Origin of the sequence: Streptomyces sp. NPDC005374 (assembly GCF_042872225.1) — a bacterium.
In the GTDB taxonomy this organism is placed as follows: domain Bacteria; phylum Actinomycetota; class Actinomycetes; order Streptomycetales; family Streptomycetaceae; genus Streptomyces.
Genome location: NZ_JBIAKA010000015.1, coordinates 141,485 through 155,163 on the forward strand (window position 1 = coordinate 141,485; position 13,679 = coordinate 155,163).

General features: G+C 69.7%; 15 protein-coding genes. 4 read left to right on the top strand and 11 right to left on the bottom strand.

Features of this window, described 5'->3' with window-relative positions; all coding sequences use genetic code 11:
• Nucleotides 1-15 precede the first annotated feature (15 nt).
• The 6 genes from ACFYRX_RS33330 to ACFYRX_RS33355 all read right to left on the bottom strand — a co-directional run bounded on the left by ACFYRX_RS33330 (nucleotide 16) and on the right by ACFYRX_RS33355 (nucleotide 5,585).
• The gene (locus ACFYRX_RS33330; RefSeq protein ID WP_389107845.1) at nucleotides 16-963 is read right to left on the bottom strand and encodes an RNA polymerase sigma-70 factor; all 948 of its coding nucleotides are present in this window, start codon (nucleotides 961-963) and stop codon (nucleotides 16-18) included.
• 97 nt (nucleotides 964-1,060) lie between these two features.
• Nucleotides 1,061-1,663 carry a hypothetical protein gene (locus ACFYRX_RS33335; protein ID WP_389107848.1) on the bottom strand — a complete coding sequence of 201 codons (603 nt, stop codon included), beginning with the start codon at nucleotides 1,661-1,663 and terminating at the stop codon, nucleotides 1,061-1,063.
• Entirely contained in the window at nucleotides 1,660-2,994 is a 1,335-nt protein-coding gene (locus ACFYRX_RS33340; RefSeq protein ID WP_389107850.1) for a DUF58 domain-containing protein, read from the bottom strand. Before ACFYRX_RS33340 ends, ACFYRX_RS33335 begins: the two co-directional genes overlap by 4 nt.
• An 8-nt stretch (nucleotides 2,995-3,002) precedes the next feature.
• Nucleotides 3,003-4,010 carry an AAA family ATPase gene (locus tag ACFYRX_RS33345; protein ID WP_389107852.1) on the bottom strand — a complete coding sequence of 336 codons (1,008 nt, stop codon included), beginning with the start codon at nucleotides 4,008-4,010 and terminating at the stop codon, nucleotides 3,003-3,005.
• A gap of 64 nt (nucleotides 4,011-4,074) precedes the next feature.
• Nucleotides 4,075-4,611: a hypothetical protein gene (locus ACFYRX_RS33350; protein WP_389107854.1), complete on the bottom strand. Its 537-nt coding sequence runs from the start codon at nucleotides 4,609-4,611 to the stop codon at nucleotides 4,075-4,077.
• Nucleotides 4,608-5,585: a DUF4129 domain-containing protein gene (locus ACFYRX_RS33355; protein WP_389107857.1), complete on the bottom strand. Its 978-nt coding sequence runs from the start codon at nucleotides 5,583-5,585 to the stop codon at nucleotides 4,608-4,610. The genes ACFYRX_RS33350 and ACFYRX_RS33355 overlap by 4 nt, the downstream gene beginning before the upstream one ends.
• Before the next feature lie 727 nt (nucleotides 5,586-6,312).
• Between ACFYRX_RS33355 and ACFYRX_RS33360 the strand changes: the two genes are divergently transcribed.
• A complete protein-coding gene (locus tag ACFYRX_RS33360; RefSeq protein ID WP_389107859.1) occupies nucleotides 6,313-6,897 on the top strand; it encodes a DinB family protein in 585 nt (194 codons plus the stop codon).
• A 244-nt stretch (nucleotides 6,898-7,141) separates the two neighbouring features.
• Nucleotides 7,142-7,912 (top strand): alpha/beta hydrolase, encoded by a 771-nt coding sequence (locus ACFYRX_RS33365; RefSeq protein WP_389107863.1) that lies wholly within the window; start codon nucleotides 7,142-7,144, stop codon nucleotides 7,910-7,912.
• 294 nt (nucleotides 7,913-8,206) lie between these two features.
• Here ACFYRX_RS33365 and ACFYRX_RS33370 read toward each other — a convergent pair whose 3' ends face one another.
• From ACFYRX_RS33370 to ACFYRX_RS33385, 4 genes are all read right to left on the bottom strand, one after another.
• Nucleotides 8,207-8,620, bottom strand: a complete 414-nt coding sequence (locus ACFYRX_RS33370; protein ID WP_389107865.1) for a VOC family protein — start codon at nucleotides 8,618-8,620, stop codon at nucleotides 8,207-8,209.
• On the bottom strand, nucleotides 8,617-9,201 hold the full coding sequence (locus ACFYRX_RS33375) for a dihydrofolate reductase family protein (protein ID WP_389107867.1): 585 nt from the start codon (nucleotides 9,199-9,201) through the stop codon (nucleotides 8,617-8,619). The genes ACFYRX_RS33370 and ACFYRX_RS33375 overlap by 4 nt, the downstream gene beginning before the upstream one ends.
• Before the next feature lie 218 nt (nucleotides 9,202-9,419).
• On the bottom strand, nucleotides 9,420-9,956 hold the full coding sequence (locus ACFYRX_RS33380) for a GNAT family N-acetyltransferase (protein WP_389107870.1): 537 nt from the start codon (nucleotides 9,954-9,956) through the stop codon (nucleotides 9,420-9,422).
• 85 nt (nucleotides 9,957-10,041) lie between these two features.
• Nucleotides 10,042-10,656: a TetR family transcriptional regulator gene (locus tag ACFYRX_RS33385; RefSeq protein ID WP_389107873.1), complete on the bottom strand. Its 615-nt coding sequence runs from the start codon at nucleotides 10,654-10,656 to the stop codon at nucleotides 10,042-10,044.
• Between the two features lie 130 nt (nucleotides 10,657-10,786).
• Here ACFYRX_RS33385 and ACFYRX_RS33390 point away from each other — a divergent pair, with 130 nt between their 5' ends.
• Together ACFYRX_RS33390 and ACFYRX_RS33395 are read left to right on the top strand one after the other, a co-directional pair.
• Nucleotides 10,787-11,626, top strand: coding sequence for an alpha/beta fold hydrolase (locus tag ACFYRX_RS33390; RefSeq protein WP_389107876.1), 840 nt, complete (start codon nucleotides 10,787-10,789; stop codon nucleotides 11,624-11,626).
• Nucleotides 11,627-11,825: 199 nt separating this feature from the next.
• Complete coding sequence (locus tag ACFYRX_RS33395) at nucleotides 11,826-12,554, top strand: SDR family oxidoreductase (RefSeq protein WP_389107879.1); 729 nt, start codon at nucleotides 11,826-11,828, stop codon at nucleotides 12,552-12,554.
• Nucleotides 12,555-13,191: 637 nt separating this feature from the next.
• On the opposite strand, the gene ACFYRX_RS33400 is transcribed toward ACFYRX_RS33395, so the two are convergent.
• Nucleotides 13,192-13,575, bottom strand: a complete 384-nt coding sequence (locus ACFYRX_RS33400; protein ID WP_389107882.1) for a hypothetical protein — start codon at nucleotides 13,573-13,575, stop codon at nucleotides 13,192-13,194.
• Nucleotides 13,576-13,679 lie beyond the last annotated feature (104 nt).

Genomic DNA, 13,679 nt, shown 5'->3' on the forward strand with positions numbered 1-13,679 from the left:
TGCGTCACATGGAGATCAAAGGACTTCGGTCAGGACCGGAGGACCGAAGTCGCCCGCCGCCCAGCGCTGTGTCGCCCGCTCCAGCTTGTCCGGGTTGACCTGGCTGCGGATCGCGACGACCCCCTCATGCGTCCGCTCCAGGCACATGATGCCGAAGACCCGCCCGTCGACCACCGCGACCACCGCCGGGCCACCGTTGGCCGTGGTGGCGTAGAGGTCGGGCGAACCACCGGCCAGCTCCCGCTTGGCCGGGGCCGGCTTGAACAACCCGCGCAGGAACTTCGCCACCGCGTGCGCGCCCGCGACAGCACTGGCCCGCGCCGGCACCTTGCCACCGCCGTCGCCGACCACCACGGCGTCCGAAGTGAGCAGCTCGATCAGCGGTTGGGTCTCACCGCTGGTCGCCGCGGCGAGAAACTCCTCGACGATCCGGCGCGCGGCCGTCTCGTCGATCTCGACCCGCGCCCTGCCCTGCGCCACATGCTTCTTCGCGCGATGGAAAATCTGCTGGCTGGCCGCCTCGTTGAGGTCCAGGATCGCGGCGATCTCCCGGTGGGAGTATGCGAATGCCTCTCGCAGGACGTACACCGCGCGTTCGTTCGGCGACAGCCGCTCCAAGAGGACCATCACGGCGTACGACACCGACTCACGCTGCTCGGCCGTCTCCGCCGGGCCCAGCATCGGGTCCCCTTCGAGCAACGGTTCCGGCAGCCACTGGCCGACGTAGGTCTCGCGGCGCGCACGGGCCGATGTGAGCTGGTTGAGGCAGAGGTTGGTGAGCACCTTGGTCAGCCATGCCTCGGGCACCTCGATGCGCCCGGCATCGGTGGCCTGCCATCGCAGGTAGGTCTCCTGCACGGCGTCCTCCGCCTCGCTCGCCGAGCCGAGCATGCGATAGGCGATGGCCTCGAGACGCGGCCTGGCCGCCTCGAACCGGTCCGTGTCGTCGAAGGTCAGGGCCATGCCGGGATCCTATCGGTCGGGCCCTGCGGTTTCACTGCCGCACATCAGCGGCGTATGGACCGATCAGACGGACCGCCCTGTGCCGCGGCCCCCGCGGTCAGCCAGGCGGACTGCGATGGGCGCGCAGCGCAAGTACCAGGCACATCGTGGTCGCGGCGATGGCGAGTGAGGCGGGCAGACGTGCCCATGAGGTGCCTGCGACCGGCGCCTGGGCCGCGAGCAGTACCACCGCGCTCGCGGCGGCGGCCGTCAGCGCGGGTGTCACCCGCGGACGGCCGGGCGGGGCGGTGACACCGGCTGTCCAGGCGTCCGTGACAAGGAGGTAGGCAAGCAGCAGGGCGGTGATGCAGACGACCAGCCAGAGCGCGGGGCCGGTGGCCGCGGCGACCGCGATCGCCGCGGCCGGCAGCACGGTCGTCCTGCGGCGGGCCATGACGGTCCGCCAGCGCATGGAGGTCAGGACGGGGCGGGCGTCGACCATCGGGGCGGCCCACCATGCGGCCGTCGCCGCTCCCAGCACCAGCATCCTGTCCAGCAGTGGTGCGTGAAGGGCCGCCGGCGGGTCGCAGGCGGCGACGACAAGGGCCGTTCCGAGCAAGCGGTCGGTCATGCGGGAGGTGAGACGTGCGATGAGCAGGCTGACTCGGCTGCCGACCGGGCTCGGGGCCTGCGGGGCGATCGGGCCGCGGGCGGTGGTCATCGGGTCCCTCCGCGGATACGGGTGCGCAGCAGCGGCGCGAGGGCGAGGTCGAGGGTCTCACCGGGTCGGTGGGCGACGACCGCGATGCCGCGTTCCATCAAGGCGAAGCGCATGGCGTCGCGGTCAGCCCGCCACAGCCGCAGTGCGAGTTCACCTTCTGTGTCGCCGGGTGCCAGGACCGGCTCGCCGGTGGGGATCTCGACCACGATCATCGGGTTGGCCCGTCCGCGCACCTGGTGCAGGATGTCGAAAATCCGCTGATCGGCAAGTGGCGTGAGGACGTACACCAGCGCTCCTTCGGGCAACGCGGGCGGCGGGAGCGGGCTGAGTCCCTCCGTGCGGTACGCGCGGTCCTTGCGGACCTCCAGCACACTCTCCACGATGCGGTAGAAGTACCCCTGGCCGCCGCCCGGTTGCAGCCAGCGGGTCACACCGCCGACCGACACGACGCCCACCCGGTCGTGGGTGCGCAGGTAGGAGCGGACCAGCCCGGCAGCGGCCCGGAACGTTTCGTCGAGCGAGGACGCGCCGGTGACCGGGTCGACCACGTCGGCCAGCACGTCCAGCAGCACCACGGTGTCGGCGGTGCGCTCAGCGGCGAACTGGTGGACCTGCAGGGTGCCGCGCCGGGTGGTGGCCGGCCAGTGGATCCGCCGCTGCCGCTCGCCGCGCACATACGGATGCACGCCGGTGACCTCGACGCCCTCGCCGCGCTGCACGGCGGTGTGCTCACCGAGGCGTTGCGGCAGCCGGACCGGGATGGGTGTGAGGCTCGCGTGTCCGGGCAGCGGGAAGACGGCGATCTCACCGAGTTCGACCCGGACGGTGCGCCGGGCCAGGCCGCCGCGGTCGTAGACGTCGACGTCGACCGTGCCGAGCGTCCAGCGGCCCCAGCGCTGCGCGGTCAGGACGAGATCGACACGGTGCGGGCCGACCGCGAGGTGGTCGAGCCGGACCCCGTGACCGAGGGCGACGCCGGGGTCCAGGCGGCCGGTTGCACCGTCGTAGGACACCGTGATCCGCACCGTCACCTGCTCGCCCTCGAAGCACCGCCGCGGCTCCACCTCGGCCTCGGCCGTCACCGCCGCCGGGCGCGGCCGGCTCGGCAGGGCGAGGGCGAGCCGCACCAGGGGCGCTGCGGCGAGGGCAAGTACCCAGGGGCGGCCGGTGATCAGCGCGGAGACCAGCGCGACGACAGCCAAGGTGCCCAGCCGCAGGGCGCGTTCACCCGTACGCCAACCGGGCGGAGGAGGCGGCGGCGGTTGGGCGGACACGTCGTGGCGGCCGTCCAGGGCTCGTTGAACGGCTGCGGTCGCTCTGGAGTCCGGCATGGGCTCCGTCACGACGCGACCGGCGTGCGCGGCAAGGTCTGCGGGGCGTGCACGGATTGCACGATCTCGCGGATCACGTCGTCGCCGTCGATCTGCCGGACCCACAGCTCCGGCTTGAGGGTGACGCGGTGCGCGAGGGCCGGCACCGCCACGGACTTGACGTCCTCCGGGGTCACGTAGTCCCGCAGGTCCAGGACGGCGCGGGCGCGGGCGAGCTGCACCAGGGCCAGGCCGCCACGCGGGGAGGCGCCGACCTGGATGTGCGGGTGGGACCGGGTGGCGCGGACCAGTGCGACGACGTAGTCCAGCAGGTCGTCGTCGACCTGGACGCGTTCGACGGCGGCCTGCATGGCCAGCACTTCGCCCGGACCGCTGAGCGCGCGCAACACGGCCTCGGGCGCCGCCCGATCGACCCGTGCGCGCAGCATACCGGTCTCCTCGGATGCCGCCAGATAGCCCATCCGCACCCGCAGCAGGAACCGGTCGAGCTGGGCCTCGGGCAGCGTGTACGTGCCCTCGTACTCGATGGGGTTGGCGGTGGCGACCACCACGAAGGGCTTCGGCAGCAACCGGGTGCTTCCGTCGATGGACACCTGGGACTCGGCCATCGCCTCCAGCAGCGCGGCCTGGGTCTTGGGCGGGGTGCGGTTGATCTCGTCAGCGAGGAGCAGATGGGTGAAGACCGGTCCGGGCCGGAAGACCATGTCGGCGGTCCGCTGGTCGTAGAACGGCGCTCCGGTGACGTCGGAGGGCAGCAGGTCGGGGGTGAACTGGATGCGGCGGAAGTCCAGGCCGAGGGTGGTGGCGAAGGAGCGGGCCAGCAGTGTCTTCCCGAGTCCCGGCAGATCCTCGATCAGGACGTGGCCACCGGCGAGGATGCCGAGCATCACCAGAGCCAGCGGTTCCGTCTTGCCGATCACGGCCGTACGGATCTCGTCGAGTACGGCCGCGGCCCTTTCGCCCGCCTGTCGGGGAGTCAGGGTGTCGTGGTCCGGGGTGGGTCGCGGGCTGGTCACGGTCGGTTCCTCACGGGGCGGGGTCGGGATGCGCGGGCTGCAGGGGCGGTCGCAGCGCCACCGGTCACAGGGCTTCCAGGCGGTCGAGCAGGGAGTGCAGGACGGGCTCGGGGAGAACCGGCTGCGGAGCGGGCGCCTCGGGATCGATCCACGGCCACAGGTCGGCTCCGACCAGCGCCCGGGCCCGCGGCGCGTTCCGGTACATCGCCACGCCGTGCCGTTGGGCCAGCCGGGCGGCGAACAGCCGCTGCAGCTGTGGCCGCATGACAGTGTCGAGGTGCCCTTCACCGTTGTCCGCGAGGGTCTCGGCCACGATGCGCCGCCACCCGCCGAGCGCCGGAGCCCGGCTGTCCAGCAGGCGCACCGGCCTGCGAAAGCCACTGTCCTGGGCGGCGCCGCCCGCGGCATAGCGCCCGAGGACCAGCGCGACTGCGGTGATCAGGGCGAGGCCGGTGGCGGCCGCGGCGGCACCGTCCGCCAAGGCGAGCAGCACTTCGGCCGCGACCGCGGCGGTGCACAGCACGGCCAGCGAGTGCCGTACCGAACCGGGCCTTGAGAGCCCGGAGTTGACGGCGGCCCGGATCCGGGCAGGCGCCTTCACGAGGTACCCGTCACAGCTTCGGGTTCAGACGTCCGCGAGCGCAGGCCGTCGGCGATCTCGGCGAGCGCGGCCGCGGCCCGGTCGCGGTGGCTGCCGTCCATCGGGTGCGTGGAGTAACGGGCCTCGCGGAACAGGGCGGTGAGCGCGGCGGCGGCCGCCCCGGTGGACAGGCCGCCGGCGACGGCCCGCTCCAGCAGGTCCTGCGGGCTGTCCGAGGCGCGGCGAGTTACGCCGGAGTCGGCGAGCGACTTCTCCAGAGCGGCATAGCAGGCGATGACGGCTGCGCGGGCGTCGGCTTCGTCCAGCAGGGCACGGCGCCCGGAGTCCACGGCCTGGGCCAGGCTCTCCTGTTCGTCATCGAGAGCCGTGTACGTCGCCGATGCCTCGGGCGCCGGAGCCCGGGTCAGATACCTCCACAGACGCAGCCCGGCGATCATGACCACGACGACAAGCAGCGCGATGCCGAGACCGAGCAGGATGCGCATCAGCCCGAAGTGCATGCCGTGGCCGGCATGACCGGCATGCTCTGCGGGCGGCGGGGCGAGTGCCGTGGCTTGTCGCGGGCTGGGAAGCGGTAGCGATTCACGGCTTCCCCCCTGGCTGCTGCCGGACGAACCGAACTGGTGCAGGACCAGGACCAGCAGCGGAACGACCAGCGACGCGGCGAGCAGGATGCGGCTCACGCTGTCAACCAGCCGCTGTTCCACGGGGTTGAGCTCCCGGGCGGCGCCCACCTGTTCCCGGTGCTTCTCGCGGAGCGCCAAGCCGCCCAGGAGTGACAGCAAGGCGAGGCCCACCACCAGGACGGGGTTGTCCCCGAGCGGCCCGCGGCCCTTGGCAAACAGGCCTGCATCGGGTCGCAACAGCAGTGCCCCCACAGCCACCCCGCCCACCACCAGCACGGCCAACGCCGCCTGTGCGGCGCCGATCGCGCTGTGCAGCCGTCGCCCGGCCACCGTACGCTCCCGCCCCACGCCACACCCCTCCCTTGTGCTCGGCAGCATCGCACAGCGATGGACGACGTATGAGCATCGGGTCACGGCTGGTGCGGCCGCAGCGGGGCCCCGGAGCACCATCCCTCCCATCACGGTGCGCGTGCGCTGCAGTTCGCGCCGCGGTGCCCGAGGGTCGGTTGCACCGAGCGGTGAAGCCAGAGTCCTTCGCATGCCTCCTCTTCGGTCCGGGTTCGTCCGGTGAGTCCGAGGGCTGCCAGTGGCCGGCACCGGGCCCGGCTCATCCGGAGCAGCTCGTACCAAGGAGAACCGTGACCTGACACCGCATCCACGACGACCGTCCCGCCACTCGGTGAGAGGACGCCTTCATCTCCGGCAACGGCGCGTACGGGATCCTGGCCTACGGCGACCCGCACTCCGAACGAGTCGTCTTCAACCACCACCGCTTGGTCCTGCCCAACGGCACATGAGCGCTCTGACGTGGGAGGACTCGACCACGCAGCCGGACCGGCCCAGCGCGAGGCTGCGTTGAGCGCGGCGAGCAGGACCTCGTGGGGCAGTCGCCGGACGCCGACCTCGTTCCGGTCCCGCAAGCGGCGCCGACAGGTCATGCCCGAGCCGAAGCCCCGTTCATGGGACAGGTGCTCCCACTGGATAGTGGCCATGGCCAGGCTTCGGTTTTGCCGGTCGCTGCGGTCCACGTGCGGGATCTTGAGGCCACGGGTAGCCCATGGCAGGCTCATGCCGCATGATCGATGAATTCGCGAAGGACAACCTGCACGGGAGACTGCGGCGGGACCGCACGGCGCTGCTCTGGAAACTCGACGGCTTGTCCGAATACGACGTCCGCCGACCTTTGACGGCGACCGGGACCAACCTCCTCGGCCTGGTCAAACACGTGGCCGGCGTCGAGGCCAGGTACTTCGGCGAGGTCTTCGACCGTCCGTCCCCGGAACCGCTGCCCCGGTGGCAGGACCACGACGGCAGTGATCTGTGGGCCGCTGGGGACGAGACCCGCGATCAGATCATCGAGTCCTGCCGGCGCACGTGGGAACACTCGGACGCGACGATCAACGAGCTTCCCCTCGACGCCCCCGGCCACGTGCCGTGGTGGCCGGAGCCTCATTCCAACACGAACCTGTTCGCCATCCTGGTCCACGTCCTCGGCGAGACCAACCGGCATGCCGGGCACGCCGACATCCTGCGCGAAGGCATCGACGGCCGAACCGGGATGCGGCCCGAACACGAGACGCAGATCGATGAGGAAGCCCGCGCCGCCTACTGCGCGAAAATCGAGCAGGCCGCCAGATCGGCCGCATCGGTCAAGGCGTAGGAGGCTGTGCCACATGCCTTGATGTGCGAACGGCATGATGCCGGCCGTGAGTGCTGATCTGTCGAAAATAACCCGTTGGGGGAATCACGGCAGCCACTGCTACCGTTCCGGAGGCCGTGCAAGAGACCAGGAGGTGGTACCCGTGAACGTATCGACGTGGGTGCTCCCCTCCGGGGTCGCGGTCGGACGCTAGCCAGGTCGTCCGGGAGCGCCGTTTTCCAACGCACTCCCGAAAGGCACGACCATGCAGTTCACTTCCGAGCGGCGCCTCGACGACGGCGTCCTCGAACGCGATTTCATCCTCGCCGGGATCCCCGGCACGCTGTGGACGCCCGCATCCGTGTCCACGTCCGCACCGGCGCCACTCATCCTGCTCGGCCACCCTGGTGGACTGCGCAGGATGTACCCCCGACTGGCCGCCCGGGCACGGCGCTCTGCGCCGGAGGGCTTCGCCACGGCCACCATCGAGCTCTTCGGAAGCGGTGACCGGCCTCGCCCGGCCGCCGCCGAACAGGCCCGCGCCGATCTGCACCGGGCGCTGGAGGCCGGAGAGCCGGTCAGCGAAGAGATCATCGACGCCCTCGTCCTCCCGCTGGTCGACAAGGCGGTGCCGGAATGGCAAACCGCCCTGGACGCCCTCCTCGCGCTGCCCGAGATCGGCGGTCCGGTCGGGTACTCGGGCGGAGTGATCTCCATCGGGACCCGGCTGGCAGTGGTCGAGCCGCGCATCTCGGCCGCTGTTCTGTTCGCCGGGAGTTTCGTCCCTCGCGCCATCTTCGAGGAGGCCCGACAGGTCACCATCCCCCTGCACGTCCTGCTGCAGTGGGACGACGAAAGCAACGACCGGCAGGCGGCTTTGGACCTGTTCGACGCCTTCGGCTCCAAGGACAAGACGCTGCACGCCAACATGGGCGGACACACCGGCGTCCCGCAGTACGCAGGGGACGCCGCGGCCCAGTTCTTCACCCGCCACCTGACGCTGGGGCCGGACAAGCCCGCGGCAGAAGGTAGTTGATGTCGGCGACACACCGCTCATCGAAGACAGGTACCGGCCCTCCGTAGCCGAACACGGACGTCAGGCGCCCCCGAGCAGTGACGGAGCGGTCCTCATCGTGATCACGGTGAGGACCGCTCTTTCTGTCGTTGCGGCGATACGGTCGTCGCAGGGAACTCACCTACGCGCACACACGGGGAAGGCCGTCGCTTCATGAGTATTCGTCAAGACCTGTGGACGGGGTGCGATGTCACCTCACGCTGCGCCGCGCCCGCGAGGAGAGGAAGCTTCGTGACTCCGCGGGCCGTGGCCGCCTCAGGCGAAGTCCGCTGCGGTGATGCCGTCGGCATGTCCGGAGGGCCACTCCACCAACTCGATCCGGTAACCGTCCGGGTCCGTGAGCCACGACGTCTTCGGGCCGTGAGGGCCGCCCGGGTACTGGAGGGGTTCGGGCCCCAGGCCGGCTTCGGTCAGCGTCTGCAAGGTGGTGGTGAGCGTTTCCACCTGGATCGCGAGGTGGTCGAAACCGCTGCCCACGTCGACCGGTTTGTCGCCGGGGCGGTGGACCAGTTCGAGCGAGGCCGCCGCTTCGTCGGGGAACTTGAGGATCACGAGGCGAGCCCCGTCGCCCGCCTCGACCCTGCCCAGTTCGGCGTAGCCCAAGGCGGTGTAGAAACCGAGCGAGCGGTCCAGGTCGGTGACGCGGTAGGAGACGAAGAGCGTCCTCACACCGCCTCCCCGGGGCGAAGCACCCGGTAACGCAGGTGCGTGACGTCCCGGTCCTCGAGCCGTCGGACGAGATCGAGTTCGATGTGCTCACTGCCCAGGTGGTCGAACAGCCGTCGGCCGACCCCGAGGAGGACCGGAACCAAATGGATCTCCATCTCGTCCAGTTGCCCAGTTCGCAGGAGTGCTTGGGCCGCCCCTGCCCCATGGACCATGACCGGCCGGTCCCCTGCGGCCGCGCGAGCCTCACGGGCGCAGTCCTCGACATCGGTGACGAAACGCGCGTGGCCAGGTGGCACGTCCCCGTCATCCACCTGGTGGGTGAGGACGAAGACCGGTACGCCGTCGTGGTGGTCGCCCTGCCAGCGTCCGGCGAGTTCGAAGGTCCGACGGCCGGAGATCACCGCGCCTGTCGCCGTCGCCTCGCGGTAGACCTGACCGCTCGGACCGTCGGACTCCCGGTCGTCGAGCCAGTTGAAGAGCCGTCCACCGCCGCGTCCGAGCTCCTGCCCCGGCCGATCGTCCGGCCCGGCGATATAGCCGTCGAGCGACATCGACATGTACAGCCGAATCGGATTGTTCATCCTGGCCTCCACCTCTCCTCCATGACGCCGGGATCCGGCGTTTCCCCCATCCGCCGACAGGCGGGGATGTCACAGGGAAGACTTCACACACCCGGCAAACTCATCGGCCCGACGCGCCGACCTGCTGCCGGGCTGCGGGGACAGGAGTCATGACGGGGATCGATACTCGTGGGCTCTCGCAATCGACTTTCGTCAGTCACCGCTGCAGCAGAGGACCGTCACATCGGAAGGGAGAACAGACGCACTGGCTGTGAAGGCCAGTACGCGTTATCGCGCAAGGGTGCCACCATGGTCCGCAGGGGCATGGTCACCAAGCGGTTTTCGGGCTGCTCGACGAGTACGTCCTTGTCGAGCGGATGCCATCCAAGACGCTGGTAGAGCGGCACGAGGGGAGATCGGCAGAACAGGAGCGCGTGCTGAGGACCCATCGTGCGCGCGTGGTCAAGTGCCGCCGCGACGACGAGTCGAGCCAGTCCCCGGCCTTGCATGTGGGGTGCGACAGCCACTCCCCCGACGCCCACCACGTCGGTCACGCCATCACCGATCTCAACTGACAGTCGCACCAGGCCTGCGTGTGCCACGAGCCGGTCGTCGTGCCGGATCCCGAAGTGCTCCTCCTTGGGCAGCCAGGTCAAACCGGTCGCGGCAACACCGAAGGGATCATCACCGTCGCCGAGGATCTCGTCCTGCTTCGTCTTCGTGTACTGACAGAGCCGCACTACAGCCGGTGCTGCAGAGGATTGGGTCTCAGACATCCCCACATGAGACCACACCGCGAAATCCCCCCTGCGTCAGTAACTGACCGTCAAAGGGGGTTGGGCTGACGTCGGTCGGCTGTGGTCAGGCTTCTGGGCTCCGTGCCGCCGACTGATCGCTGCTGCCGTGCGCCAGCGAGGCGAGGATCTCCTTGCGGCAGATGTCGAGGATTTCGTTCGCCAGCGGAGACCCGTCCGGGCATGCCCGCGACAACATGACCGCGCCGACCGAATGGGCGAGCATGTCGATCAGCGTGGTGCGGTCCACGCGCTGGTCCTGGTCCGCATCATTCGGTGTGTCGCTCGGGGTCTGAAGGACGGTCAGCAACTGCTCGATCCCGGCCGCGAACTCCCCCTTGAGGTCTGCCGGTTGACGTGCGGCATCACCGCTCAGGGCCGCGATGGTGCAGCCGTCGCCGAGCCCGTCGCGATGCTCCCGGGAGACGTAGCTCCCGACGAATTCGGCGGGGCTCAGACCTTCTGCCCGTGCCGCGATCTGCGAGAGCCCGCTCGCGGACGCTTCGGCCATCAGGTCGGCCTTGGAGCGGAAGTGCTTGTAGAACCCGCCATGGGTGAACCCGGCAGCCGCCATCAGGTCCGCCACGCCGACACCGTCATAGCCGCGCTCACGGAACAGCCTGGCCGCCGTCGCGACGACGTGCGCACGGTTCCGCTCCGCCTGCGCCTTGGTCACTCGCATGTCCAGCCTCCCCTTCCACGGTCGGCATCCGACACCAGCATACATAGATGCCGATCGACATCTAAAGGCTTGACTTTTTAGATTACGACCATCATCGTATTGCTCGTCCCCGCCAGAGAGGCCGCAGCCCATGAGCGATACGCATGTGACCGCACCGACCCAGTACGTCGAGGTCGACGGCGACCGATTCGCCTACCGACGCTGGGGCAAGCCCTCCGGCGTCCCGATCTTCCTCGTCCAGCACTTCCGCGGGGGAATGGACAACTGGGACCCCCAGCTCACCGACGGGCTGGCCGAAAGCCGCGAGGTCATCCTCTTCAACGGCCGCGGCATCGCCTCCTCATCCGGAACCCCGCGCAACCGGGTCGAGGACATGGCCGACGACATCGCCGCGGTCATCCAGGCGCTGGGGCTGGAGCAGGTCGATCTGCTCGGCTTCTCGCTCGGCGGCTACCAGGCACAGGAAGTCACGCTGCGCCACCCCCAGCTGGTGCGCAAGCTCCTCCTGCTCGGCACCGGCCTGCGCGGCGGGGACCCGACGATGGACCCCAAGGTGCCCAAGGTGGCCCTGAACCCGGTCCCCGGCCTGGAGGACTTCCTCTTCCTGTTCTTCGGCCGCTCGCAAGCCGCAGTCGAAGCCGGCCGGGCCTTCTGGGAGCGGCGCCACCAGCGGACCGACCAGGACCCGCCGAGCTCACCCGCAGTCGGGCAGGCGCAGTTCGAAGCGTCCATGGCCTATGCGGAACCGCTGCCCGGTGAAAACCCTTACGCCTACCTGAACGCGATCACCCAGCCGACGCTGGTCCTCAACGGCGAGAACGACGTGATGATCGCCTCGATCAACTCCTGGCACCTCGCCCAGAACATCCCCAACGCCCAACTGCTGATCTACCCCGACGCCGGGCATGCAGCGCAGTTCCAGTACCCCGAGCGGTTCCTGAAGCACGCCCTTCAGTTCCTCGACGAATAAGCAGCCGCGCGCGAAAGGCGAACGGCGCGTCCTCGGCCGACGGTTTCGCGGCCATCGACCTTCGGCGGCGCGGAAGTCAATGCGCCCGGGCAGCAGTCGCACTCGCCGAGGCCGGCCTGACCAGCACTCCCGGGGCCCATGCCCCATCACCTGGGTGCGCCTCCACTCCCGAAGAACCACCTGATGAGAAGAGACAGACATGAAGATCGAAGGTTCGGTCGCTCTGGTGACCGGTGCCAACCGTGGCATCGGCAAGGCATTCGCTGACGAGTTGTTCGACCGCGGTGCAACCAAGGTGTACGCGGCTGTCCGCGATGTCGCCACCATCACGGACCCGCGCCTCACGCCCGTCGCGCTGGACGTCACGGACCCGGCGGCTGTCGCCGCGGCCGCTGCCCGGTTCGCCGATGTCTCGATCGTCGTGAACAACGCCGGTGTCGCCAACAGCAACCTGCCCCTCTCCGCCTCGCTCGACGTGGCCCGCAGCGAGCTCGAGGTGAACTACTTCGGCCTCATCTCCATGACGCAGGCGTTCGCCCCGGTCGTGGCGGCCAACGGCGGCGGTGCCTTCGTCAACATGCTCTCGGTCGCCTCGTGGGCGGCGTACCCCGTAGCCGCCACGTACGGCGCGTCGAAGGCAGCCGCGTGGAGCTACACCAACGCCGCCAGGCAGCAGCTCAAGACACAGGGGACCGAAGTCGTCGCCGTCCACGTCGGGCCGGTCGACACGGACATGCAGGCCGGCTTCGACGTCCCCAAGACCCCGCCGGCCGACGTGGCCCGCAGCGCCCTGGACGCGCTGGAGGCAGGCCGGCCCGAAGCCATCGTCGACGAGATGAGCCGCAACGTGAAGTCCACGCTGCACGACGACCAGGCCCTGCTGTACCCGGCCTTCGAGGCGCAGCTCGCCGAGCAACTCGCCGGCTGACCCACGGGAGCGCCGGCGCCAAGGTCGAGTCCGCGGTACTCGGGTCGAGCGCAACCGCTTGTCGGTACGGCGCCGGGCGCGAGGCCGGTGCAGCCCCGCCCGACCCCGGGCATGCAGCGGAGCGGGTTCATGCATTCTCCATGGCGGATCGGGCGGGCGCGGTGTCCGCGGTCCATGGCCCCGCAACGGTGTCGCCGCGGTGAGGTCGAGGCGGCTGTCCATGTCGAGGTTCACATCGCAGTGGGACCGGACGTGGGCCCCGGACAACGGGGTCAGGCCGCGCCGGCCAGAGGGAAGCCGTAGACGCATACGACGTACGCGCACACCATGTACGCCAGGAGCGACCGGCCCGGAGCCGGCGGTGCGCGAGTCCGGTTACCGAGCCCAGGCTCTCACCGACTTGTTCGGAGGTTCCTGGTGAAGGCCATATGCGACGCCGAGAGTGCTCGGAATCCGTCAACTGTGGCGGTCAGCCAAGCCATGGAGCGACAGTCAGAACACGTGGGGCCCCGGCCGAGAGCCGGGCCCCACGTTCATACCCCTACGTTTGAGGACACGCCGCCGCAGCAGCCGGACATCTGGACTCGGCCTTCCTCACCTTCATCGACCGGGAAGCCGACGTCATCGGGTTACGGGATCACTCGAGCTCTCGCCGCTCGTCCGGAACGACCGCCCGATGGTCCTGACCGGATACGTGCGGCTCCACCGGTCGGGCCTCGAGTTCCCGCTGCCTGGCAGCCAGTGCCCTCGCCAGCACCTTCGCCTTGTAGGGGTTCTCCGGACTGAGGGCCTTCGCCACCTCCACGGCCTCGTCCAGCAGTACCAGCCGTCGTTCAGGCATCTCCCGCAGCAGGGAGGAGCGCGTCTCCTCCACCAGGACGTACGCCAGTTTCGACCCGTATGCCTCCGAATCGACCTGTGTCAGAAGCCGGTAGATCCACAGCCCCTCGGTACCTCGCACCACCCGCTGGTTGGCACTGAGCAGCCTGACTCTCGCCAGCACGACCATGTCCTGATCCATCGATCCCCTTCGTCCCATCACTCCCGACCAGCGCTGGTCCCAGGCGAGACAGCACGGCGAACGCACCGGCAGCCGATGACGGATGCCGGCATGTTGGCCGGAGA